Origin of the sequence: Bradyrhizobium sp. McL0616 (assembly GCF_049993385.1) — a bacterium.
In the GTDB taxonomy this organism is placed as follows: domain Bacteria; phylum Pseudomonadota; class Alphaproteobacteria; order Rhizobiales; family Xanthobacteraceae; genus Bradyrhizobium.
Genome location: NZ_CP188255.1, coordinates 3,361,091 through 3,383,820, shown reverse-complemented (window position 1 = coordinate 3,383,820; position 22,730 = coordinate 3,361,091). Strand labels below are relative to the sequence as shown.

At 63.4% G+C, this 22,730-nt stretch carries 26 protein-coding genes; 15 read left to right on the top strand and 11 right to left on the bottom strand.

The features are described 5' to 3' along the window. Positions 1-4: 4 nt before the first annotated feature. The 3 genes from ACPPVR_RS16105 to ACPPVR_RS16095 all read right to left on the bottom strand — a co-directional run bounded on the left by ACPPVR_RS16105 (position 5) and on the right by ACPPVR_RS16095 (position 1,559). The gene (locus ACPPVR_RS16105; protein WP_426615176.1) at positions 5-190 is read right to left on the bottom strand and encodes a hypothetical protein; all 186 of its coding nucleotides are present in this window, start codon (positions 188-190) and stop codon (positions 5-7) included. Continuing rightward, positions 190-996 (bottom strand): transglutaminase-like domain-containing protein, encoded by an 807-nt coding sequence (locus ACPPVR_RS16100; protein WP_426615175.1) that lies wholly within the window; start codon positions 994-996, stop codon positions 190-192. Before ACPPVR_RS16100 ends, ACPPVR_RS16105 begins: the two co-directional genes overlap by 1 nt. Before the next feature lie 173 nt (positions 997-1,169). After that, positions 1,170-1,559: a COG4315 family predicted lipoprotein gene (locus ACPPVR_RS16095; protein ID WP_426615174.1), complete on the bottom strand. Its 390-nt coding sequence runs from the start codon at positions 1,557-1,559 to the stop codon at positions 1,170-1,172. Between the two features lie 142 nt (positions 1,560-1,701). On the opposite strand from ACPPVR_RS16095, the gene ACPPVR_RS16090 reads away from it, so the two are divergent. Together ACPPVR_RS16090 and ACPPVR_RS16085 are read left to right on the top strand one after the other, a co-directional pair. Beyond that, entirely contained in the window at positions 1,702-2,223 is a 522-nt protein-coding gene (locus tag ACPPVR_RS16090; RefSeq protein ID WP_426615173.1) for a GNAT family N-acetyltransferase, read from the top strand. Between the two features lie 127 nt (positions 2,224-2,350). Continuing rightward, positions 2,351-2,650, top strand: a complete 300-nt coding sequence (locus tag ACPPVR_RS16085) for a hypothetical protein (RefSeq protein WP_426615172.1) — start codon at positions 2,351-2,353, stop codon at positions 2,648-2,650. Between the two features lie 113 nt (positions 2,651-2,763). Here ACPPVR_RS16085 and ACPPVR_RS16080 read toward each other — a convergent pair whose 3' ends face one another. Continuing rightward, a complete protein-coding gene (locus ACPPVR_RS16080) occupies positions 2,764-4,725 on the bottom strand; it encodes a DEAD/DEAH box helicase (protein WP_426615171.1) in 1,962 nt (653 codons plus the stop codon). A 354-nt stretch (positions 4,726-5,079) separates the two neighbouring features. On the opposite strand from ACPPVR_RS16080, the gene ACPPVR_RS16075 reads away from it, so the two are divergent. Next, a complete protein-coding gene (locus tag ACPPVR_RS16075; RefSeq protein WP_426615170.1) occupies positions 5,080-5,433 on the top strand; it encodes a cupin domain-containing protein in 354 nt (117 codons plus the stop codon). Positions 5,434-5,445: 12 nt separating this feature from the next. Here ACPPVR_RS16075 and ACPPVR_RS16070 read toward each other — a convergent pair whose 3' ends face one another. Continuing rightward, entirely contained in the window at positions 5,446-5,958 is a 513-nt protein-coding gene (locus tag ACPPVR_RS16070; RefSeq protein WP_426615169.1) for a hypothetical protein, read from the bottom strand. Between the two features lie 186 nt (positions 5,959-6,144). Then, positions 6,145-7,296: a zinc-binding dehydrogenase gene (locus tag ACPPVR_RS16065; protein WP_426615168.1), complete on the bottom strand. Its 1,152-nt coding sequence runs from the start codon at positions 7,294-7,296 to the stop codon at positions 6,145-6,147. A gap of 576 nt (positions 7,297-7,872) precedes the next feature. Between ACPPVR_RS16065 and ACPPVR_RS16060 the strand changes: the two genes are divergently transcribed. From ACPPVR_RS16060 to ACPPVR_RS16045, 4 genes are all read left to right on the top strand, one after another. Beyond that, positions 7,873-9,063: an MFS transporter gene (locus tag ACPPVR_RS16060; RefSeq protein WP_426616121.1), complete on the top strand. Its 1,191-nt coding sequence runs from the start codon at positions 7,873-7,875 to the stop codon at positions 9,061-9,063. A 75-nt stretch (positions 9,064-9,138) separates the two neighbouring features. Continuing rightward, positions 9,139-10,308 (top strand): MFS transporter, encoded by a 1,170-nt coding sequence (locus tag ACPPVR_RS16055; RefSeq protein WP_426615167.1) that lies wholly within the window; start codon positions 9,139-9,141, stop codon positions 10,306-10,308. A gap of 69 nt (positions 10,309-10,377) precedes the next feature. After that, positions 10,378-10,989: a PilZ domain-containing protein gene (locus ACPPVR_RS16050; RefSeq protein ID WP_426615166.1), complete on the top strand. Its 612-nt coding sequence runs from the start codon at positions 10,378-10,380 to the stop codon at positions 10,987-10,989. Positions 10,990-11,318: 329 nt separating this feature from the next. Further along, complete coding sequence (locus ACPPVR_RS16045) at positions 11,319-11,945, top strand: transglutaminase-like cysteine peptidase (protein WP_426615165.1); 627 nt, start codon at positions 11,319-11,321, stop codon at positions 11,943-11,945. Positions 11,946-12,083: 138 nt separating this feature from the next. Here ACPPVR_RS16045 and ACPPVR_RS16040 read toward each other — a convergent pair whose 3' ends face one another. Both ACPPVR_RS16040 and ACPPVR_RS16035 read right to left on the bottom strand, forming a co-directional pair. Beyond that, the gene (locus ACPPVR_RS16040; RefSeq protein ID WP_426615164.1) at positions 12,084-13,424 is read right to left on the bottom strand and encodes an amidohydrolase family protein; all 1,341 of its coding nucleotides are present in this window, start codon (positions 13,422-13,424) and stop codon (positions 12,084-12,086) included. Between the two features lie 673 nt (positions 13,425-14,097). Next, positions 14,098-14,805: a GntR family transcriptional regulator gene (locus tag ACPPVR_RS16035; protein ID WP_426615163.1), complete on the bottom strand. Its 708-nt coding sequence runs from the start codon at positions 14,803-14,805 to the stop codon at positions 14,098-14,100. Between the two features lie 254 nt (positions 14,806-15,059). On the opposite strand from ACPPVR_RS16035, the gene ACPPVR_RS16030 reads away from it, so the two are divergent. The 6 genes from ACPPVR_RS16030 (at position 15,060) to ACPPVR_RS16005 (ending at position 20,661) form a co-directional block, all read left to right on the top strand. Further along, positions 15,060-16,046 carry an ABC transporter ATP-binding protein gene (locus tag ACPPVR_RS16030; protein WP_426615162.1) on the top strand — a complete coding sequence of 329 codons (987 nt, stop codon included), beginning with the start codon at positions 15,060-15,062 and terminating at the stop codon, positions 16,044-16,046. 42 nt (positions 16,047-16,088) lie between these two features. Beyond that, positions 16,089-17,378, top strand: a complete 1,290-nt coding sequence (locus tag ACPPVR_RS16025; RefSeq protein ID WP_426615161.1) for an ABC transporter substrate-binding protein — start codon at positions 16,089-16,091, stop codon at positions 17,376-17,378. Further along, entirely contained in the window at positions 17,378-18,337 is a 960-nt protein-coding gene (locus tag ACPPVR_RS16020) for an ABC transporter permease (RefSeq protein WP_426616120.1), read from the top strand. The genes ACPPVR_RS16025 and ACPPVR_RS16020 overlap by 1 nt, the downstream gene beginning before the upstream one ends. A 3-nt stretch (positions 18,338-18,340) precedes the next feature. Further along, on the top strand, positions 18,341-19,219 hold the full coding sequence (locus tag ACPPVR_RS16015; RefSeq protein WP_426615160.1) for an ABC transporter permease: 879 nt from the start codon (positions 18,341-18,343) through the stop codon (positions 19,217-19,219). Positions 19,220-19,240: 21 nt separating this feature from the next. Further along, the gene (locus ACPPVR_RS16010) at positions 19,241-19,972 is read left to right on the top strand and encodes an aspartate/glutamate racemase family protein (protein WP_426615159.1); all 732 of its coding nucleotides are present in this window, start codon (positions 19,241-19,243) and stop codon (positions 19,970-19,972) included. Between the two features lie 194 nt (positions 19,973-20,166). Next, positions 20,167-20,661, top strand: a complete 495-nt coding sequence (locus ACPPVR_RS16005; RefSeq protein WP_426615158.1) for a hypothetical protein — start codon at positions 20,167-20,169, stop codon at positions 20,659-20,661. Between the two features lie 230 nt (positions 20,662-20,891). Here ACPPVR_RS16005 and ACPPVR_RS16000 read toward each other — a convergent pair whose 3' ends face one another. Both ACPPVR_RS16000 and ACPPVR_RS15995 read right to left on the bottom strand, forming a co-directional pair. After that, positions 20,892-21,269 carry a hypothetical protein gene (locus tag ACPPVR_RS16000; protein ID WP_426616119.1) on the bottom strand — a complete coding sequence of 126 codons (378 nt, stop codon included), beginning with the start codon at positions 21,267-21,269 and terminating at the stop codon, positions 20,892-20,894. A gap of 103 nt (positions 21,270-21,372) precedes the next feature. After that, complete coding sequence (locus ACPPVR_RS15995) at positions 21,373-21,681, bottom strand: hypothetical protein (RefSeq protein ID WP_426615157.1); 309 nt, start codon at positions 21,679-21,681, stop codon at positions 21,373-21,375. Positions 21,682-21,777: 96 nt separating this feature from the next. Here ACPPVR_RS15995 and ACPPVR_RS15990 point away from each other — a divergent pair, with 96 nt between their 5' ends. Both ACPPVR_RS15990 and ACPPVR_RS15985 read left to right on the top strand, forming a co-directional pair. Continuing rightward, complete coding sequence (locus ACPPVR_RS15990) at positions 21,778-22,008, top strand: hypothetical protein (protein ID WP_426615156.1); 231 nt, start codon at positions 21,778-21,780, stop codon at positions 22,006-22,008. Beyond that, positions 22,005-22,169 carry a hypothetical protein gene (locus tag ACPPVR_RS15985; RefSeq protein ID WP_426615155.1) on the top strand — a complete coding sequence of 55 codons (165 nt, stop codon included), beginning with the start codon at positions 22,005-22,007 and terminating at the stop codon, positions 22,167-22,169. Before ACPPVR_RS15990 ends, ACPPVR_RS15985 begins: the two co-directional genes overlap by 4 nt. A 2-nt stretch (positions 22,170-22,171) precedes the next feature. Here the strand turns inward: ACPPVR_RS15985 and ACPPVR_RS15980 are convergent, their stop codons facing one another. Beyond that, the gene (locus ACPPVR_RS15980; RefSeq protein WP_426615154.1) at positions 22,172-22,702 is read right to left on the bottom strand and encodes a gamma carbonic anhydrase family protein; all 531 of its coding nucleotides are present in this window, start codon (positions 22,700-22,702) and stop codon (positions 22,172-22,174) included. Positions 22,703-22,730: the final 28 nt, after the last annotated feature.

Here is a 22,730-nt window from a genome sequence, read left to right as displayed (position 1 = left end):
GGCTTTATTGTCTCGCCAGGAGCCGCGTACCGGCGGCGGTGAGCTCGAGCTCGCCGAGTCGCCTGATCGCGTAGCCCAGATCCACGAGACGCCCCCAGTGCAATTGGGGGATCTCGCTTTGGCGATCGGTCTGGCCAACCTTGTGCAAGGAGTCGAGCTCGTCGCTGCTGAGCGGGGGATGACTGGCCATCACGTGATCTCGTCGGTCCAGACCTTGAAGCTGGCCAGCTCGTTCGGGCCAAAGGTCTGCGTGATCGGAACGTCGCAGGCATCGCGCCCCTGCGCGATCAGGATGCGCCCCTGCCGCGGCTCGTTGTTGCGTGGATCGAACGTGTGCCAGCGTCCGCCGATGAAGGCCTCGAACCAGCCGGCGAAATCGCCCACCGCCCACGGCTTCGGCGTGCCGACATCGCTGAGATAGCCGGTGCAATACCGCGCGGGAATGTTCATGCAGCGACAGAACGCAATGGCCAGATGCGCATAATCGCGGCAGACGCCCTTGCCTTCCTGGTACGCCTCCCACGCCGTCTTGGTGGCGCGGGCATGCTCGTAGCCGAAGACGATGTGGCGATGAACGAAATCGCAGATCGCCTGCACCCGCGCCCACCCCGGCGGCGCCTTCTCGAACAGCTTCCAGGCGATCTCCGACAGCCGGTCGGTCTCGCAGTAGCGGCTGCCAAGCAGATAGACCAGCGTATCGGCAGGCAGCTCTTCGATCCTGTGCTGAACGGCCGAGGCAAACACCGGATCCGGCAGACCACTGTCGCGAACGACGCCGTCGGCGGCAAGGCGCACGCGACCAGCCGGCGCGACCATCCGGCTGCACCAATTGCCGAACACGTCCCGATAGGGTGTGATCTCAACCGCCGGCGTGGTGGTCAGGAAGTCCGGCACGATGACATCCGAGGCGCGCGTGAAATGCGTGCCCAGCACCATGATCATCGGCGTTGCTTGCGGGAAATCGTAGAGCATTTCGAATCCGACACGGAACTTCATTCGAAACGCCTTTCCGGCTGCTGCCCGCTCGAAATGGCTACGAAACCATCGAATACAAGGCAGTCAGCCGGATTTCTGGTGTCGCGCGCAGCGTTCCGCGCGTTCTATCGCGCTTCGCGCCGCGGATCACACCGGCCGTCCTTGCCCTCCAGGCAATGACGAGGCGCGTTCCATCACGGCATCGCCAGATGCCAGACGCCGTTCAGAAAGCCGTCGCCGGTGACGTCACCGGGCTTCGTGTCCTTGGCGAAAGTGTAGAGCGGTTTGCCCTTGTAGGCCCACTGCTTCGAACCGTCGTCGCGTGCGATGATGGTGTAGCCGTCGCCGGCCGCATCGCTCGCCTCGGCCTTCAGCCCCGGCCAGTTTGTCGCACACGGTCCGTTGCAGGCCGACTTGCCGTCCATATCCTTGTCGAAGGTGTACAGCGACATGCCCTTGGCGTCGGTGAGCACGTTGCCCTTGTCGGTCTTGCCGGTCTTGGTTGGAGGCGCTGCGAACACGGCCGGGATGATCGCGAGCGATGCGGCGAGCGTGAGAGCGAGGCGGATCGAGGATGTCGTCATGATGTCTCCTGTCATGCAATTGGCTTGCATGGGTAGGACGCCGCATCACGCGTCGTATTCCTGAGGCGGTTGCAAAGATATTTTTAGCTGCGCGCATCGCTGCGGCGGAATAAACTGGCACGCGTGAGATGGAACGACTGAGATGAGCAAGCCGCATTGGCGCCCTGCGCGCGTATCGGACTTCCTTGGGATTGTCGCGATCGCAGCGCAGATCCATCCTGATCTTCCTGAACGCCCCAAGGTGTTCATGGAGAAAATGCAGCTCTATCCTCGCGGCTGCGGCGTGCTCGTCGCGAACGATGCAATTGCCGGCTACGGGCTCGCACATCCCTGGAAGCAGGCTGAGATTCCGCCGCTCGACGGCTTCCTCGGACGGCTGCCTGAAGATGCGGACTGTCTCTACGTGCACGACGTCGCCGTGCTGCCCGACTTCCGCGGCGGCGTGGCGCGCGCTTATGTCGCAATGATCGAAGAGCTGGCGCGCGCGTCAGGCATTGCGACGCTCGCGCTGGTCTCGGTCTACGCCACACGACCGCTGTGGGAACGTCTCGGCTTCCGGCCCGTCACACCGGATGCGGAGCTGCGTGCAAAACTCACGTCCTACGGCGAGAGCGCAACTTACATGCTGCGCGATCTTGCCGGTCCGCAACGCCCCGTTGGATAGCCGCCCCTTCCCGGCCGGTCCGGCTCACGCGGGCGTGAACCCAGGCATCGAACCGGTTTCGATCAGCCGCCGTCGAAGGACTGTGCGAGCCGTTCCTGTCTCGCCGAACCGAGGCTGGAGAATTTCCATGACACTCACATTGCCGAAAGTTGCTTTGATTGCATTCGTTGCGGCGACCACCTTCACCGCAACCAGCGCCAATGCGGTGCAGCTGCGGGGCTACGGTTGCGACGTCGCCTTCTTCGAGGGTTGCACCGGCTACGTCGATCTGCAGCCGCAGGGCGGACGGCGCGTCGTTCGTACCGACCGCGACACCTCACCGATCTACATGAAGCAGAGCGATCCTCGCTACAACTCCGCCATGCGTGACGCCGGCGGCGGTGGGGGTGGTGGTGGCGGCGGTGGCGGTGGCGGTGGCGGCCGCTGAGCTCACCCGACCTTGCAGGCTGTTACAGGAACGCCGCCGGCTCGCGCCAGCGGCGTTCATTCGTAGTGGTGAGGGCGGGCCGACAATTCGGCTTTCGCGCCTACCGCGATAGATCAGCCGCGATGCTTCTTCTTTGCCTTCTTGCCGGATGGGGCTTTCGCAGACCACTCGGTCGCTTGACCGGGCTTGTCCCGATGTTTGTTCTTCTTTCCGAAAGCCGGCCCGTCGCCGAATTTCGCACCGCTCTTGCCGTGAGGCTTGCCGTGCTGCTTCGGTCCAGTCGCGGCACGTGAATGATCGCTTCGACGCGCACCGTCATCCGTCTCGCGGGCCTCGCGCCGAGGCGCGTGCGGCCGCTTCTCCGAAGCCGCCTGCGCTTGCGGTGCATCCGTCATCGGCTCGAGGCGGATATTGTCCTCTTTGTCCGGACGCTTGATCTTGGCAGCGAAGGATTCCGCGACACGCTCGGAAATCTCGAACTCGGTCGTGGTGTCCATGATCTTGATGGCGCCGATGTCGCCCTTGTCGATGCCGCCGCGACGGCAAATCATCGGCAAGAGCCAACGCGCTTCCGCATTCTTTCTTCGTCCGATGTTGGCCCGGAACCACACGGTGGATTCCGCCATGCCGTGACGCGGCGAGGATTTACCCGATTTGGGTCGGGGTCTCTCGGTGCGATCATCGCTGCGCGAAGCGCGGGCATCGTCGCGCGGCGTGCGGACATCGCTGCGCCCGCGATCGTCACGCGGCCGGCCGCGCGCCTCGCCGGGATCGAGAATGTCTTCGGGTGACGGAAGCCGCGCGCGATAGAGCCGCGCAAGCGCCGCGGCGATATCCTCGGCCGAACGCTCGGCCAACAATGCCTGGGCCAGAACCAGGTCCTCAGCAGTCGTCTCCTCCGAGAACAGCGCATCCTTCAGCATACGCTCGTGATCGAGCTTGCGGATTTCATCGGCCTGAGGCGCTGTCCCCCAGACGGCGTCGATGCCGGACAGATTCAGCAGCACCTCCGCGCGCCGCCGTCGTATCGGTGGCACCAGCAGGACGCTTGTACCCTTACGGCCCGCACGGCCGGTGCGGCCCGAGCGATGCTGCATGACTTCGGCGTCATTCGGCAGGTCCGCGTGAATGACGAGGTCAAGGCTCGGCAGGTCGATGCCGCGGGCGGCGACGTCGGTCGCCACGCAGACGCGCGAACGTCCGTCCCGCAACGACTGGAGCGCCTGGGTACGTTCGTTCTGGGTCAATTCGCCGGAGAGCGCCACCACCGAGAAACCACGCTCCAGCAACGCGGACTGCAAATGCCTGACGGCGTCTCGCGTGTTGCAAAACACCAGTGCGCTCGGCGACTCGAAGAAGCGCAGGACGTTGACGACCGCATGCTCGACATCACCAGGAGCGACCCGGATGGCGCGGTACTCGATGTCAGCATGGCCCCCCTCGTCGCCCGCGACCTCGATCCGGAACGCCTGCTGCTGATACTGCTTCGCCAACGCCACGATGCCGCGCGGAAACGTCGCCGAGAACAGCAATGTGCGGCGCGTGTCTGGCGTGGTCTTGAGAATGAATTCCATGTCCTCGCGAAAACCGAGATTGAGCATTTCATCGGCCTCGTCGAGGACGACCACCTTCAATTCGGAGATGTCGAGACGGCCGCGGCGCAAATGGTCGCACAACCGGCCTGGCGTGCCGACGACGATGTGAGCGCCTGCGGCAAGCTCGCGCTGCTCGCGGCGCGGATCCATGCCGCCGACGCAGGAGACGACGCGCGCCTTCGCATGCTCATAGAGCCATGAGAGCTCGCGCTGGACCTGCAAGGCAAGCTCGCGGGTCGGCGCGACGATCAGGGCCAGCGGCGCGCCGGCCTGCTCAAACCGCTCGGCGTCGCCCAGCAGATCTTTGGCCATGGCCAATCCATAGGCGACAGTCTTGCCGGAGCCGGTCTGGGCGGACACAAGGAGGTCGCGATCGACGGCGTTGTCGGCGAGCACGGCGAGCTGAACCGGGGTCGGCGAATCGTAATTGCGCTCGGCCAAAGCACGGGCGAGCGGCGGACTTGTGGTCGGAAAGGACACGGGATGGAAAACCTTGGTTGGGTCCAGGCGCGGAACAGAGCCGCGCGACCTGAAACTGCATGCGCGGCAAATGGTTCGACCGCACGCTTGCTGATTTGATTTGGATGCTCTTTACGCCAAGGGCGAGCAAATCACCATGCCTATGACGCATGGCTTCGGAGACATCGAGAATAAGCTTACTGGCCGGCTCGACCCACTACATCCAGCGTTTTCGGTCTGTTTTGCTGCATATAGCGAGATTTTGCGCCAAGATGCGCCAAGATGAGGTGATTTGCGCGGCCGGACACCAGTCTTGCCGCGCCAGCAGGTCGATCCCAAATCGTGCTTCACGAGGAAGCAAGATACGGGTGACACATGGCCGACAGGATATCGCTTGCCGACAAACTCGCGACCTTCGGGGATTTCTGGTCTCCGCGCACGATCACGACCTTCAACGATTGCGATGTGATGGTCGTGAAGGTGAAGGGAGAGTTCACCTGGCACAGCCACGAGGACACCGACGATTTCTTTCTCGTCCTCAAAGGCAGTTTGGACATCGAATTGCGGGATCGCACGGTGACGCTCGGCCCCGGCGAACTCTATGTGGTGCCCAAAGGTGTCGAACATCGCCCGGTGGCACGCGAGGAGGTTCATCTCCTGCTGATCGAGCCGACCGGCACGCCGAACACGGGCGACAAGGCAACCGCGGCAGCACGCAAGCTTGTCTGAACCCGGTCGCATCTAATCCCGAAACGTTGCCAGCCTGCTGAAGCCGCCGGCGAGGCCTGCTCGCACTCGCGCAAACAGATCGTATGCCGCGCATCTCAGGGCCCGAATGGCGCGCCACGCTTCGGTGGCCTGTAGCCAGACCTTGGCTTCGGTGAATCTCGCATAGGCCCAGGCGAACTTCGGAATCATCATCAGCTTGTTGCGCGTGAGACTGAACAGACGCTCGACCAGCACAAGCTTCAGGAGCTCTCCGACGACGACCGTCACGACGGCGCTCAGCATTTGCCCCGTTGCAGCGAGGTAAGCCGCCACAGGCTTGATGGGCTCGAGAAGAATGACAGGCACGGAAAACAGCGCGAGCGACGGATATGGCCGCAGTGACCGAATCCAGGCCCGCAATTGCCGGAACTCCAAATGCCGCGCCAGCCAGTGCGAAATCGGCGTCGCGATCGCAGCGAAGATCGCATCCACCAGGAAATAGATGGCGGCGAGCAGATAAGTGACGGGTTTCAGGATTCGCTTCACGGCTGTTCTCCCGCACAGTTAAAGCGGGAACCCTGGCCTAAGTTTCAGCTCCTGGTGAATATCCCGGGGATTTCTCGTGAAACTTTTGCGACCCTCGCGTGGCAGCACGTGACCCGCATGAGCGCAACGAGAAGCCTGGTTAGCAAAGGTCCCGGATATCGGTGCGCTCATCCAGGCTTCGAAACCTCATTCCACCAGCTCCGGCCACGGCACGATCGTCGACTTCACTGTTTTCATCGCCACGGCATCCTTCACCGCCTGCGCGACGCCTTCTTCGGTGAACGGATAGATCGTCTGCATCTTCAGCCACGGATATTTGTCGCGGGTGCGATACAGCATGTCGACGCCGAGCGGCAGATCGTTGGCGGTGAAACCCCAGGAGCCGAGCACATTGAGGTCCTTGGTACAGATGCGATGCCAGGAGGTGTCGATCGAGCCGGCATCGGTGAACTGGCCCATCTCGACATAGGTGCCGCCGTCGCGCAGCATCTCGATGCCTTCGGGGCCGGCTGAGGGGTGGCCCGAGCAGTCCATCACCAGATCGGCGCCGAAACCGCCGACGATGTCGCGCACGCGCGCGATGCGCTCTTGCGGCGATTTCAGTTCTTCGATGTTGACCGTCGCCTCCGCGCCGAACTCGCGCGCGAGCTTGAGTCGCGGCTCCTCCGGCGCGCCGACGCAGATCACGCGCCCCGCCCCCATCTCCAGCGCGGCCGCGACCGCGAGAATGCCGATCGGGCCCGAACCCTGGATCACGACCGTGTTGCCCCAGCTGAAGCCGCCGGCGCGGCTGGCGCGGTTGAAGGCGCGGATGCAAGACGTCAGCGGCTCCGAGAGCGCGCCGAGCCGCAGCGACATGTCGTCGGGCAATTTGTAGATCTTGGTGCCCGGCAGCATGTCGAGATCGACATAGACATATTCGGCCCAGCCGCCCCACATGTGCGGTGGTTTATCGAAGCCGAGATAGCGGCCGTAATACACCGGCGTCAGGCATTTGTTGGCGGTCTGCGGATAATGGATGCAGTAATAGCAGCGGCCGCACGGCATCAGCGGCGGGATCATCACCTTGGAGCCGACCTTCAGCGGCTTGCTCATGAAGTCTTCGGTGAACTCCTCGCCGCATTCGACGATGACACCGCCGAGCTCATGGCCGAGCGTGAACGGCCACGGCAACGGCTTCGGCCAGTGACCCTTGAGGATATGCAGATCAGTGCCGCAGACCCCGCAAGCGCCGATCTTGATCAGAGCGGCGTTGCGGCCGACCTTCGGCCACGGCACGGTGCGGATGACGGGCTCCGAACCCGGCCCTGCGTGGGTGCAGACGCGGATTGATTCCATGGCTGTTTCCTCGACGCCCGCTTGTTATGATTGGTTGGTGTGGGCTGAAGGGAAAGCGTATGTGAGATGCGCGGTCGTGCCAAGCCGCGGTCTCGTAGCCAGCATGAGCGCAGCGACATGCGGGGGCAGCGTTCCGGGATATCGCTGCGCTCATCCGGGCAACGGGCTAAGGGTTTAATTTTTGAGTGGCCAAAACCCGGGAGCCAATGGGCCATCGGCAGGAACGAGCCGCCAACACGCGCCTGACGATATGTGTTTAAACCATCGTTCGCCTGCGATGGCCTGTTGATCAGCCGGCACATCGATTTCCTTGGCTATTCCACTTACGATCTGTTCATCCATCCATTTCAAGAAGCGTTGCAGCTCGCCGGGCGAGGAGAAACGACCAATCCTTTCCCAAGGACAATTCATGACATGCTTCCGTAGGCCACTTCCGTTTGACGGCCTCTGCATATCAGACCTAAGTGTCTTGAGCGACAGATCGCGAGCGTGTAGGGACGACTGACGTCCCACCCAGGTGATTGCTTGAACCCCCTCCCTCAAAATCCAATCGTCGCGTCCGGCTCGTTCGCGGCGATGAAGTCGGTGCCTTACCGTCTCCAGTTCATCGCCTACGTGCTGGCGATGATGGCCGACAATATCGAGCATGTGATCAGCTATTGGGTGGTGTTCCAGAAATTCCATTCGCCGACGCTGGGCGGTTTTGCGGTGCTGTCGCACTGGCTGCCGTTCCTGCTGTTCTCGGTCGCCGTCGGCGGGCTCGCCGACCGATTCGATCCACGCCGCATCATCCAGTGCGGCATGCTGCTGTTCATCGTGGCCTCGGCTGGATGGGGCTTCTTCTTCATCACCGACACGATCCAGATGTGGCACGCGATGCTGCTGCTGGTGATCCATGGCTGCGCCGGCGTGTTGTGGCAGACCCCGAACCAGCTTCTGCTCTACGACCTCGTCGGCCCCGCTGATCTGCCGAGCGCGGTGCGGCTGAACGCGATGGCGCGCTATCTCGGCATCCTGGTCGGACCGGCCGTCGGCGGCATCATCATGCTGACGCTCGGCACTTCGCACGGCATCATCTTCAACACGCTGTTCTATCTGCCGATGCTGCTCTGGCTGTTCTGGGCGCCGGTGCGCGACAGGAGCGTGGCCGTACGGCGCTTCGCCATGCGCGGCTTTGCCGACATCGTCGACACCATGCGCGCGATCGGCACGCAGCCGGTGCTGACGGCGATGACGTGGCTCGCCGGCCTCACCTCCTTCATGGTCGGCAACGCCTATCACGCGCAGATGCCGGGCTTTGCCGGCGACCTCGGCCACGGCGATCCCGGCGTCTCCTACAGCGTGCTGCTCGCGGCTGATGCGGCCGGCGCGCTGCTCGCCGGCATCGCGCTGGAATCCTGGGGGCGATTGAAGGGCACGCCGCGCACCGCAATCTGGCTTGCAATGTTGTGGAGCGTGGCGCTGCTCGGCTTTGCCGCGGTGCGGATCTATCCCGTGGCGATCGTGCTGCTGTTCTTTGCGGGGTTCTTCGAGCTGTCGTTCAACACCATGGCGCAGGCGCTGGTACAGTTGAACGCGCCGCCCGACATCCGCGGCCGCGTCGTCGGCCTCTACAACATGGCCGGGCTCGGCATGCGCGCCTTCAGCGGCATCACCGTCGGCGTCTTCGGCGCGGCGATCGGCATTCACTGGTCGCTCGGACTATCGGCCGCGGTGCTGCTCGCGCTGCTGCTTCTGCTCAATCAGCGCGCGACGAAGAAGACATAGCAGCTCGCAAGGCTGCCCGTTGACAGCAACGTCTCGCCACCGCAGGTTTGCCGCAACTGCTGGGGAGATGGGGCGTTGCGCAATCGCTGGGCTATTCTTGCGATCCTGTTCGTCGTTCGCCTCACCATCGCGTTCCAGTTCCAAAGCGTGGCGGCAGTCGCGCCGCTGCTGGAAAAGACCTTCGGCGTCGGGCTTGCCGATATCGGTCTCCTGATCGGGCTCTATTTCACGCCGGGCGTCGTGCTGGCGCTGCCGGGCGGCGCGATCGGCCGGACCCTTGGCGATAAGCCCACGACCATCGTGGCGCTCCTGCTGATGACGGCTGGCAGCCTCGTGATGGCCACGACCGACATCTGGGGTTGGCAGATGGCGGGCCGGCTCGCCTCCGGTGCCGGCGGTGTACTGCTGACGGTGCAGCTCACCAAGATGGGCGCCGACTGGTTTGCCGGAAAAGAGATCGCAACCGCCATGGCGATCTTCGTCAGCTCCTGGCCGACGGGCGTGGCGATCTCGCTGTTGGTGCTGCCGGCGATCGGTACCGCCCATGGTGCCGGCGCGGTGTTCCTGGCGGCGGCGGCGCTGACCGTGATCGGGATCGTGCTGATCGCCTTCTATCAGCCGCCCCCGGCGGCAAGCGCGGCAACGACCGCCTCGGCGGCGCGGCTCGATCCCCTCGCGGCTCTGGCGGTGATCGCCGCCGGCTTGATCTGGGGCCTCTATAATGTCGGCTTCGCCATGATCTTCTCGTTCGGCCCCTCACTGCTGACCGAGCGCGGCTGGAGCATCGCGGCGGCGGGCTCGGCGATCAGTCTCGTGCTGTGGCTGTCGGTGATCTCGGTGCCATCAGGCGGCTTCCTCGCCGACCGGACCGCGCGACCGCTGGCCCTGGCGGTTACGGCGAGCCTCGCGGTCGCGCTGCTGCTGGCCTGGCTGCCGCGGTCGGATTCCGTGATCGCGATCCTCGTCCTGATCGGCCTGATCAGCGGCCATCCGGCGGGGCCGATCATGAGCCTGCCGGCCCGGGTGCTCGCTCCAGAGACCAGGGCGATCGGGATGGGCGTATTCTACACACTCTTCTATGCTGCGATGATGCTGGGACCAGCCGTGGCGGGGCGGCTCGCAAAATCGACCGGCAGTGCGGCTGTCGCGCTCGATCTCGGCGCATTGGCCGTGCTCGCCTGCCCGCCACTGTTGTGGCTGTTCGAGCGCATTGTGTCTGTCCGTAATCGACGCAGCCAATCCTAACGCGGCATTAACCCTGTGCGCCTTAGGGTCGTCCCGGACTCCGCCCGGGCGGGGGGTCGGGTGTTGAAAATGGCGTTGGCGAACAAAAAATTTCTTCCGGCCGCCGAGGAACGTCGGCGTTTTCAGCGGGTGAAGGTTCACCTGCTCGGCCGCTACATGCTGCCGGACCGCCGCGAATTCCCCTGCCAGGTGATCAACATGTCGCCGGGCGGACTCGCGCTGCTCGCGCCCGGCATCGGCAATGTCGGCGACCGCGTGGTTGCCTATCTCGACCATATCGGCCGGGTCGAGGGCAAGATCACCCGCATCATCGACAACGGCTTTGCCATGACGGTCGGGGCGACGCCTCGCAAGCGCGACAAACTCGCCGCACAGCTGACCTGGCTCGCCAACCGCGACATCCTCAATCTGCCGGAAGACCGCCGCCACGACCGTGTCATACCGCGCAATCCGATCGCGGTGCTGACGCTCGAGGACGGCACCAAGATGACCTGCCGCATCATCGACCTCTCGCTGTCGGGAGCTGCCATTGCCGCAGAGAACCGCCCGCCGCTGAAATCGACGGTTTTGCTCGGCCGGGTCCAGGGCCGCGTGGTCCGAAACCTCGAAGACGGCTTCGCGCTCGAGTTCTTGCATTCGCAGCCAATCGAGACTCTCGAAGAGAGCGTTACCGCGCGGTAAAGCGCGACGACGCCAAAACCCCTGTTTTCCAGCCTCAAAGGCGGCCTCCGTGATGCGGACGCCGCCTTTTTCGCGTCTGGCGACGGCCTCACGCGGGTTAACGCGCGGCCTGTTCGCACGCGGAAACAGCAGTTCCAATAGTGTTCCCGCGTTAATCGCTACAATTTGAATCAATTGCAGTCATATCGAATTTTATTCGAACTCTATTCAAATATAGATCGAACTTTCTGCCTGTTTTACTTGTATTCGTCTCGACTTGACTTGGCTGACTTAGCTGCAACTCAAAAGCTCGGTGCGCAATGTGGTCTCAACAAGAAACGGGGGCCACGATGTTCGACTTCAGGGGACAGGGGAAAGGGCTGGCGATCGCCGCCATGCTCTTCGGGTTCGGCGCGGCAGCGCAGGCCGGCGAGAGCCGTCTGCTCTACGCAAGCCTCGGCGACACCACGCGTGCGCCGATCGGCTGGGTCGAGTTCTGTTCGGAGAATACCGCTCAGTGTCAGGGCGGGCCGACGCAGCCGCGCGACATCGTGATGTCGCAGACCGCGTGGCGCGACCTGACCAAGGTCAATCGCTGGGTCAACGAGACCATCAAGCCTTTGACCGACCAGGAGCACTGGGGCGTGATCGAGAAGTGGTCGCTGCCGACCGATGGTTACGGCGACTGTGAAGACTACGTGTTGTTGAAGCGCAAGATGCTGATGGATGCCGGATGGCCGCGCGAGGCCCTGCTCATCACCGTCGTGCGCGACAAGAAGGGCGAAGGGCACGCGGTGCTGACGGTGAAGACCGACAAGGGCGAGTTCGTTCTCGACAATCAGAACGAGAACGTCATTGCCTGGACGGAGACCGGCTACCGCTTCGTCAAGCGCCAGTCGCAGAGCGATCCCAACGTCTGGGTCTCGCTCGGCGATACCAAGCCGGCGGTTTCCACCGCCAGCGCCAGAGATCAGTAGTCAACAAGGATAAGAGTTACGCGACCCGGTCACATCCCCACCCCTCCCCGTCCCAGACCGGTTCGCGCGCGCCCAGCCATCCCCCAATGGCTGGGCGCAACTTTTTTGAGTGACGCGCAGTCGCAAGGCGTAAGATTGTCAGCGCTGCAGGATGTTCTTGTAGACCTTGCCGCCCTTCATGATCACCACGAAATTCTTGGCGGGATCCTCGACGAGAGCGATGTTGTCGAGCGGATTGCCGTCGACCAGGAGAAGATCGGCGAGCGCGCCTTCCTCCACTACGCCGAGCTTGCCGGGATAGGGATTGCGCAAGCCCGACAGGCTCAGAAGTTCGGCATTGGTCGACGTCGCCATGGTCAGCGCTTCGGCCGCCGTGTACCAGCGCGTCAGCGCGGCCAGCATTGAGCCCTGCTTGTCCGCCAACGCCTTCGAGAACAGGACATCGGTCCCGAACGCGGTCTTGATATGATACTTTTGCGCCAACGCGTAGACGCGGTCGGTGCCGGCAACAACCTGCCGCATCTTGTCCTGCTCCGACGGCCCGAGCGCGGCGGCCCCCGACACATCCAGGAATGGCTGCGTGCTCAGCCAAATCCCCTTCTCCGCGATCAGCTTCGCGCTCGCCTCGTCCATGAGGTGGCCGTGCTCGATGCATCTCACACCGGCTGCGATCGAGCGCTGGATCGCGACCGGCGTATAGGCGTGGGTTGCGACATAGGTGCCCCAATTGTCGGCGGCCTCCACGGCGGCACGCAGCTCGGGCTCGGTGAAGGTGGAGACGTCGAGCGGACTGAAGGGCGAAGCGACGCCGCCGCCCGCGGTGAGCTTGACCTGGGAGGCGCCCTGCATCAGTTGCTCGCGCGCGCGCACGCGAACTTCGTCGGGACTGTCGGCGACCATGCTGCCACCGATCCGCTCCATCCGGCTCAGCATGCCCCCGATTGTTCGCGGCAGATCGGAGAGCTGCCGGAAATCACCATGGCCACCGGTGATGGTGATGATGGCGCCGGACGGATAGATGCGGGGTCCGGCGACGAGGTCCTCGTCGATGGCCTGCTTGAGGCCGAAGCTCGGTCCACCCATGTCGCGTATGGTGGTGAAGCCACGCATCAGCGTCGCGGTCGCTTCGCTGGCGGCGAGCAGATTGTTGTAGCCTATATCGCCCGCAAGGGCCGCCATCGGCGTCGGGCGCACCAGCATCGCGTGCCAATGCGCATCGATCAGGCCCGGCATCAGCACGCGGCCACCGCCGTCGATCACCTGACCGGCGGCTGGGACGTCTGCGGTCGATATCTTCTCGATCTTCCCATCCCTGACGAGGACATTGGACGCAGCCGAGAGCGTCCCGTTCTTGCCGTCAAAGATTTTGACGTTGCGGAACAGGACGGCAGAGTCCTGCTGGGCCGGCGCGGGCGATGCGCCACAGAGCATTGCTCCAAGCAGCACAACGAGCCCGGCCCGCATACTCAATCCCGACATGTTCCATCTCCACGCTGATGCGGCGCTATTCGGCTGCGGCTACAGGGCGCCAGGCAAAGGTCAGCCAGCCAATGCCGAGCGACAACAGATCGATGCCGAGCAACATTCCCAACACCCAAAGCCCGGTGGTCGGAAAGCCCGTGAGGATGATGAGGCCCGCGAGGACGCCGAACAGGCCGGAGCCTGCAAAGGGCGGCGGGCAGCTTGTGGATGGGTGCGCGCAGCAGGTTCACGCCTGTTCGGAGCGAGATCAGCGATTGGCCACACCGCTCCTCGACGACCGAACGCGACGCCATTGCACCACTCCACAGAACGGATTCGCCGGGTGTCGGCGCCGTTCCAGAACTCGACGCGCGAGGTAAGTTGATGCCTCAACCCCACAGAGTCAATTTACATCCATAGGAAGATTATGCAGTCCAGCCATACAACTCCTAGGGAGACCGACCGCCTCAAACTACGATACGGGAATTTTTGGCATATCCGTAAGTGCAGCTGTCTCACCTGCACCCGAAATCAAATGCAGACGCCACGAAAATCCCGTGATCAACGCCAGATTGCAACTGGCGCATTCGGGAGTACGATCGTGCGCGGCCTGTTCGACACGAAGTGATCACCAGAAGCTCATCGGGCGCAACGAAGTATTTTCACTGCCACAGAATCCGCCGCGGTTCGCTTACGCGCCCAGCACGTCCGCGAGCCGCAGCTCGTCGGCGGCGGGATCCTTCAGGAACAGCTCCGCCTCGATCTCTGTGAGATGCGACAGCATCTGCGCGCGTGCAGTCTGCTTGTCGCGCTTGCGGATCGCGGTAACGATCTCGGCGTGGTGATCGGTGCCGCAGGCGGGCGTGTCGTGACGGCGGTAGAGCAGGATGATCAACGAGGACCGCGCGATCAGCTCCTTCAGGAAACCGAGATAGATGCTATGGCCGGACATCTCGGCGACGAGACGGTGAAATTCGCCGGAGAGCCGGACCGAGGCGCGCGCGTCGCCGCGCTGCTCCGCTTCGCGCTCTTCAGCGAGGTGTCGCTGAAGGCGACTGATCCAGACCGGTGACACCGCGTCGACGGCGTGATCGACGATGGTCGGCTCGATCAGGCGGCGCGCCTCGAAGACCTCGCGGGCGTCCGCCGGCGTGGGGCGCGCCACGAACGCACCGCGGTTCTTCTCGATGTTGACGATGCCCTCATGCGCAAGCTGTTGCAGCGCGGTGCGAACCAGTGTGCGGCTCGCGCCATAGATCTCGCCGATCTCGTCCTCGCCGAGCTTGGTGCCCGGCAGCAGACGATGCTCGAGGATCGCCGCGGTCACACCTTCCCTGATGCGGCTGACGCGGTCGCTCGCGTCTGGCGCATCGGACTTTTGGCGGGTTTTGGCGGCCATGGGCTTGAGGGCTCGATCGGCGAAAGTTCGGCCTTGAAGTTAGTCGACGAGCTGTATCCAATCACAGGCGAAACTTTATACAATCTTCGCCCATTTTGTGTGCACACCTCTCCCGGCCAGGCGAGCCATGCTATAGCGCCGGATTCGATCTAACGACCTGACTCCGCTGCACAGTTTTGGAATTCGGCAATCCCGGGGCTGTTGGCACGGACCTCGCAGAGAAAGCCGGAGCATCGCCCTCCTTCGGACACGCCATGGCCACTCCCGCCGCTCTCGAACTGGTCGCCGTCACCAAGCGCTACGACACGACGCTGGCGGTCGACAACGTCAATCTGAAGATCCCGGCCGGCACCTATTGCTGCCTGCTCGGCCCGTCCGGCTGCGGCAAAACCTCGACTTTGCGCATGGTCGCGGGCCACGAGGCGGTCAGCGAGGGCGACATCATTTTGGGTCCGCAGAACGTCACCGACCTCGAGCCCGCCAAGCGCGGCACGGCGATGATGTTTCAGTCCTATGCGCTGTTTCCGCATCTGACCGTGCTCGACAACGTCGCATTTGCCCTGAAAATGCGCGGCATCGACCGCGCGACGCGGCACAAGCGCGCCGGCGAATTGCTGGAGCTGGTAGCCATGACCCCCTATGCCGCGCGGCTGCCGGCGCAGCTCTCCGGTGGCCAGCAGCAGCGCGTCGCGCTCGCCCGCGCGTTGATCACCGAGCCGCAGATCCTGCTGCTCGACGAGCCGCTCTCCGCGCTCGACCCCTTCCTGCGGGTGAAGATGCGGGGCGAGCTGAAGCGGCTGCAGCGCGAGCTCGGCATCAGCTTCATCCAGGTCACCCACGGCCAGGAAGAGGCGATGGCGCTCGCCGACCACATCGTGGTGATGAACCAGGGCAAGATCGAGCAGCAAGGTAGCGCGCGCGATATTTTCCACCATCCCCGCACCGAATTCGTGGCGCGCTTCATCGGCGGCCACAACGTCCTCAGCGACGCCGGCAAACTCATCGCCGTGCGCGCCGATCAGCTCGGCATCAAGCCGCTCGTCGACGGCGTGTTCGGCGCGCCGGCGCTGCTGACCCAGACCGAGTACCAGGGCTCCTATGTCGCCGTCTCGCTCACGCTCGACGACGGCACTGCCCTGTTCTCCCATGTTCCGGAGTCCATCTTCGACGTCCACCCGTTCCGTCCGGGCGATCGCGTGTTGGCCACCTGGGATCCCGCCAAGGCGCAGCGCCTGCAATAGCGCCCTCATTTAGAAAATGCGCAACACAGAGGAGTGAGCGATATGACCGAGACTACCAAAAAGACCGGCTTCAGCCGCCGCACGCTATTGAAGAGCACCGCGGGTCTCGCCGGCTTGGCCGCGGGCTCCGGCGCCATCACCGGCTTTCCCTACGTCATGTCGGCCGAGCCGAAGGTGCTGCGCTATCTCGGCACCGCCGTGAACGAGGGCGACGACATCTCGAAGCAGTGCCTGAAGGACACCGGCATCAAGATCGAATACATCACCGCGACCACCGACGACGTCACCAAGCGCGTGATGACCCAGCCGAACTCCTTCGACGTGCTGGACACCGAATATTTCTCGCTGAAGAAGCTGGTACCCTCGGGCAACATCCTTGCCCTCGATTCCAAGAAGATCAAGGAATTCGACAACATCACGCCGGTCTTCACCAAGGGCGAGACGCCCGGCGGCAAGAAGATCGGCAACCAGGGCACCGCGCCCTGGAAGGTGCTTTATCTCGAAGGCAAGGAATCCAAGACCTTCTCCAAGACGGCGACCGAGTTCGTCACGCTGATCCCGACCGTCTACAACGCCGACACACTCGGCATCCGCCCCGACATCATCAAGCGCCCTATCAGCTCCTGGGCTGAACTGCTCAATCCCGAATTCAAGGGCAAGGCCTCGATCCTCAACATCCCCTCGATCGGCATCATGGATGCCGCGATGGTCGTGGAAGCCACCGGCAAGTACAAATATGCCGACAAGGGCAACATGACCAAGGAAGAGATCGACCTCACCATGAAGGTGATGACCGAGGCGAAGAAGGCCGGTCAGTTCCGCGCGTTCTGGAAGGACTTCAACGAGAGCGTCAATTTGATGGCTTCGGGCGAAACCGTGATCCAGTCGATGTGGTCCCCGGCGGTGACGAAGGTCCGCTCGATGGGTATTGCCTGCACCTTCCAGCCGCTGAAGGAAGGCTATCGCTCCTGGGCGTCGGGCTTCTGCGTCTCCAAGGGCGTGTCGGGCGCGAAGCTCGATTGGGCCTACGAGTTCGTCAACTGGTTCCTGTCCGGCTATGCCGGCGCCTATCTCAACCGCCAGGGCTACTACTCGGCCGTGCTCTCGACCGCGAAGGCCAACATGGAGCCCTACGAGTGGGCCTACTGGATGGAAGGCAAGGCGGCCGAGAAGGACATCAAGGCGCCCGACGGCTCGCTGCTGGAGAAGGCCGGCGCGGTGCGCGACGGCGGCTCCTACGAGGACCGTATGGGCGGCGTCGCGTGCTGGAATGCCGTGATGGACGAGAACGACTACATGGTCCGCAAGTGGAATGAGTTCATCGCCGCGTGATGGACACGTCGGAAGACATCCTGCAACAGGGATCCCCAGACGTGGTCCGGGGATCGGACACAGCGCGCGCCGCGAAAGCGGCGCGCCTGTCGCCGTCCTTCATCTCCTGGCTCCAGGCCGGGCCGATGATGCTGGTGTTTCTCGCCTTCTTCCTGATCCCCCTGGTCTTCGTCATCATCGTCTCGTTCTGGGACTACAACGAATATCAATTACTGCCGGCGCTCTCGGGCCGCGGCTACACCGACACGTTCGAAGGCTGCATCGCGCAGCTGCCTGATCTCTGCACGATCGGGCGAACCTATGTGAAGACGCTGAAGCTCTGCGTCATGGTCTGGGCGATCACGCTCTTCATCGGCTTCTGGGTCGCCTATTTCCTCGCCTTCCATGTGAAGTCAAAGACTTGGCAGATGGGATTGTCGCTGCTCTGCACGATCCCGTTCTGGACCTCCAACGTGATCCGCATGATCGCCTGGATTCCGCTGCTCGGCCGCAACGGCCTGGTGAACTCCGGGCTCGTCAAGAGCGGGCTGATCAACCAGCCGCTGGAATGGCTGCTGTTCTCCGAATTCTCCGTGGTGCTGGCGCTGGTGCACCTGTTCACGTTCTTCATGGTGGTGCCGATCTTCAATTCGATGGTGCGCATCGACAAGTCGCTGATCGAGGCCGCCTATGACGCCGGCGCAACCGGCTTCCAGACGCTCGTCAACGTCATCATCCCCCTCGCCAAGCCCGGCATCGTGATCGGCTCGATCTTCGTCATCACCATCGTGATGGGCGACTTCATCACCATCGGCGTGATGGGTGGCCAGCAGATCGCCTCTGCCGGCAAGATCATCGAGACACGGGTGAACGCGCTGCAGTTCCCCGCGGCAGCGGCGAACGCCGTGATCCTGCTCATCATTACGTTCCTGATCATCACCATGATGTCGCGCATCGTCGACATAAAGAAGGAGCTGTAGGCGATGAAGGAAGGACGCCCGCGCTCTTTCTACGTGCTCGCGATCTTCTTCGCGGCCTACACGCTGTTCCTCTACGGCCCGATGATCGCGATCTACGTGTTGTCGTTCCAGGGGCCGCAGGGCGGCCTCACCTTCCCGATGAATGGCGTCTCGACCTTCTGGCTCCAAAAATTATTCCAGGGCACTGGCATCGTCGATCTCGGTGCGGCCTTCCGTCGCTCGCTGCTGCTTGGCCTCATCGTGATGGCTGTCACCGTCGTACTGTCGGTCGCCGCCGGCATGGCCTTCCGCCGCAAGTTCACGGCGCAGAGCATTTTGTTCTACTCAGCGATCGCAAGCCTCATCGTTCCCTCGATCATCACGTCGCTCGGGATCTCGCTTGAATTCCGCATCATCGACGATCTGATCAAGGCGCACTGGAACGAAAACTTCGAGACTTCGATGGGCCTGCTCACTTCAGGGCTCGGCGCGCACCTGACCTGGACGCTGCCATTCGGCCTGCTCATCATGTTCGCCATCTTCAACCGCTTTGACCCACGCCTGGAGGAAGCCGCGCGCGATCTCGGTGCGACGCCGTGGCAGGCCTTCCGTCATGTCGTGCTGCCGATCATTTTGCCCTCCGTAATCGGCATCGGCCTGTTCGGCTTCACGCTGTCCTGGGACGAGCTCGCGCGCTCCAGCCAGGCGATCGGGGCGGTGAATACATTGCCGCTCGATCTTCAGGGGCTCACCACCACCGTGACGAACCCCGACATCTACGCGCTCGGCACCATCATCTCCGCGGTCTCTTTCGCGGTGATCACGCTTGCGCTCGGCACCATCCACATGCTCAACAAGCGGCAGGCGGCCAAGGGCTCGGACGCCGGCAAAGGGCTTGTCTGACAAGGGGCTTGTCTGATCTAGATGCGACTGCACGTCGTCAATCCCAATACCACGGCGTCGATGACAGCGAAGATCGCTGCTGCCGCGCGCGCGATCGCCATGCCCGACACATTGATCGACGCACGCCAGCCGACGATGGGCCCGGTCTCGATCGAGGGCTTTTACGACGAGGCCTTTGCCGTTCCCGGGATGCTCGGCTGCATCCGCGACGCCGACCGCGACGGTGCGGATGCGCACATCATCGCCTGCTTCGACGACACTGGCCTCGACGCCGCGCGTGCCGTTGCCAAGGCACCTGTGGTCGGCATCGGCGAAGCCGCCTTCCACATGGCAAGCCTGATCGCGGCGCGCTTTGCCGTCGTGACGACGCTCAGCGTCTCGATCGTGCCGATCGAACATAATCTGAAGAAGTACGGCCTCACTGATCGCTGCGCCCGCGTCCGCGCCGCCGAAGTGCTCGTGCTCGCGCTCGAGGAGCGCAATGCTGACGCGCTCGCAAAAATCTCCACCGAGATCACGGCCGCGATCCGTGATGATCGCGCAGAAGCTATCGTGCTTGGCTGCGCCGGCATGGCCGATCTGGCGGCAGAGCTCGCCGCCAAACATGGCCTGCCCGTCGTGGATGGTGTCGCCGCCGCGGTGACACTGGCCGAGGGACTGGTCCGACTCGGGCTGAAGACCTCGCGACTCGGCCCGTATGCCGCGCCGCGTTCAAAAACCTATTCCGGCCCGTTTTCACCGTTTCAGCCCTGATTATTCCGTCGCCCGGCTTGAGGCCTTCAGAGGGCCGAAGGCGAGCTGATCAGTGTTTTTTCGCCCTCAGCCTCTTTTTGGTCCCAATTGTTGCTGAATGGTAACACTTTCGGGACCTCCCGGCCGCCTTGTTCTGCGTTCTTGGGCTGCCGGTCTTCGCCACTCACCAAGTTTCAGTTTGGGTTTTGTCAGCGATGATCGATCTCGCCGAGGGCGCACCGTCCAATCCCCTCCTCCGTCTTGGCGCTCAGCCCATCGCGCTGACCGCCGCGGCCCTCCTGTTCATGATCGCCGGCGTGACCTCGATCGCGATCTGGCGGGCCTATACCGGCGCCGCACCGGAGACCGACCGGGTGGTCGCCTCGCGGCAACTCCAGGCCCGCACGGTGCAGGCGTCCGAGCAACTGGTCGAAAAGACCAAGGGGCTGGAGGCGACCCAGCAGGAATCGATCGACCAGCTCCAGGTCGTGCAGGACCAGCTTTTGACGATGAAGCGGCTGCTCGCATCGCAGCAGGCCGACACCAAGCGCCTGTCGGAGCAAGTCGCGACCCTGAACGAATCCATCGACGGCTTGCGGCAATCCTTTGCCAGCGTCCGGTCCGCCGAGGCTGATACGCCGTCGGTTACCCGGAGGAAACCGGCGCGTCACCAGGCCAGTGTGCGCAAACGCGGCAAATCGCGCGGCTGATCGGGCGGCAACGCCCTCGCCTTTTATTTTCGCCACTTGTGAACTGGATCACATTCGTCCGTGTGATTCCGGGCGATGCTCGCCCCTACCGGATGGCGTGAGCCGATTTTAAATGTCCGGGGCTGGCAAGGTCGTTGACGGTATACTGCGTCAACGGCCTTGTTTTTTTGTGGCCCCGCCGAGCGTCTGCGCTACCCGCAGACGCCGCTCACAGGGGCCATTCGCAGACGCTATTCGCAGACTTGGACACGGCGGACACGCCAGCCCCATTGCGTCATGACACGCTTCCGCACGAGGTAGCACTGCCCGTCATAGCCGCCATCGCCGGCGCCGTCATAATAGGGGTCCCCGTAGTAGGGGGAGCCGTAACCATAGTACCCATAGCCCGCACCCGCGATGCCGGCGCCAATTGCGACACCGGGCCAGAAGCCGCCCCCGTGCCAGCCGTGGCCCCAGCCGCCGCCATGGCCCCAACCACCACCGCCGCCCCAATGGCCGCCGCCCATATGGCCGCCTCCGCCAAAACCGCCCCGCGCCTGCGCCGCCTCAGGCGCTGCGAGACCGACGGCCGCGACAGCCAATGCAGCCAGGATCATCTTGCGTAACATCACTCAACCCTCCGCGTGGAAACGCTCCACACCACAAAAGAGGGCCAACCTAGTGGCATTCGGGCATTCATGACAGGCATACTGGCTCACTTCCGCGCGAGCGTCAGCAACCGCGGCAGATGCTTTTCAACTTCTTGTCGAGCAGCCGGTTCTCGGCACCGACCGTGGCATCAGCGTCGGGGTTTGCACCGGAGACGGTGCCGGTGGTGACGCCGGGCGCTCTGTTTGCACCAGACGATTGCGCCGTGCCGAGACTGTTGGTGCCCGGCGCCGACGCCGGGGAATTGGCAACGCCGGTGGTTGATCCGGCGGAGCCGCCGGTGCCTTGCGCGAAGGATACGGCCGGCATTGCAGCGAGGCAGAGGATGACGATCAAGGTTTTGATTGAAACGGTTGCGAGCGGTCCGGACATTAAAAATTCTCCTTCGTGGCTCAACGGCGGCGCGGAGGGCCGGTTCCGGAACAAATCCCGTCACGTCCGCTTGAACCTCAGGAGGCCATCACGATCATGCGCAAACTGATCGCGTTCGACGAGGATAGTTTCGACAAGCTGAAGCAACTGGGCCGCGACAGGATGGCGACGTTTCAAGAGCTCGCCGATGAGGCCTTTGCCGACCTCTTGAAGAAGCACGGCATCCCGATCGACCTCAGGGACGCCCTGCGCAAGAGCGCGAAACGCGACGGCGCGGCGGACAAGGTGACAGCGCGCCCCAGAACCAGAAAGGCAAAATCACGATGACCGATCGCGATCCCTTTGCAGACGGCGAGCGCGCCGCGCGCGACAACATTCCGGCAGAAGCCAATCCTTACTCGGATGGCAGCGCCGAGCACGCGCTGTGGTCAGCCGGTCACGAGAAGGTCGCGGGCGCAATCGAAGCGCGCGAGTCCGAGGGGAGCTGAACTCAACCGATCCGCTTCAGGCCCTTCTTGAAGCGCGGGCCGTTGGCGACATAGAACCTCGCCGCGCTTCCCATCTTCTGCACCTGGGCGTCGTCGAGGGTGCGGATCACGCGCGCGGGCGAGCCGATGATCAGCGAGCGTTCGGGAAATGCCTTGCCCTCGGTGATGACGGAACCGGCGCCGACGATGCTGTTGCGGCCGATCCTCGCGCCGTTCATCACGATCGAGCCCATGCCGACAAGTGCGCCCTCCTCGATGGTGCAGCCGTGCAGGATGACGTTGTGACCGACGGTGCAGTTCTTTCCGATCACGAGCGGAAAGCCGAGATCGGTATGGCAGGTCGAGCTGTCCTGCACATTGGCGCCCTCGCCGATCTCGATCCATTCATTGTCGCCGCGCAGTACCGCGCCGAACCAGACGCTGGCGCCCAGCTTCAGGCGCACGCGGCCGATCACGGTTGCGGTCTCCGCGATGAAATAATTGCCGTCGGCGGGAAGATCGGGCGCCTGTCCGTCCAGCTCGTAGATCGCCATGAAGGTCTCCTGTCAGGTGGACCCAGCC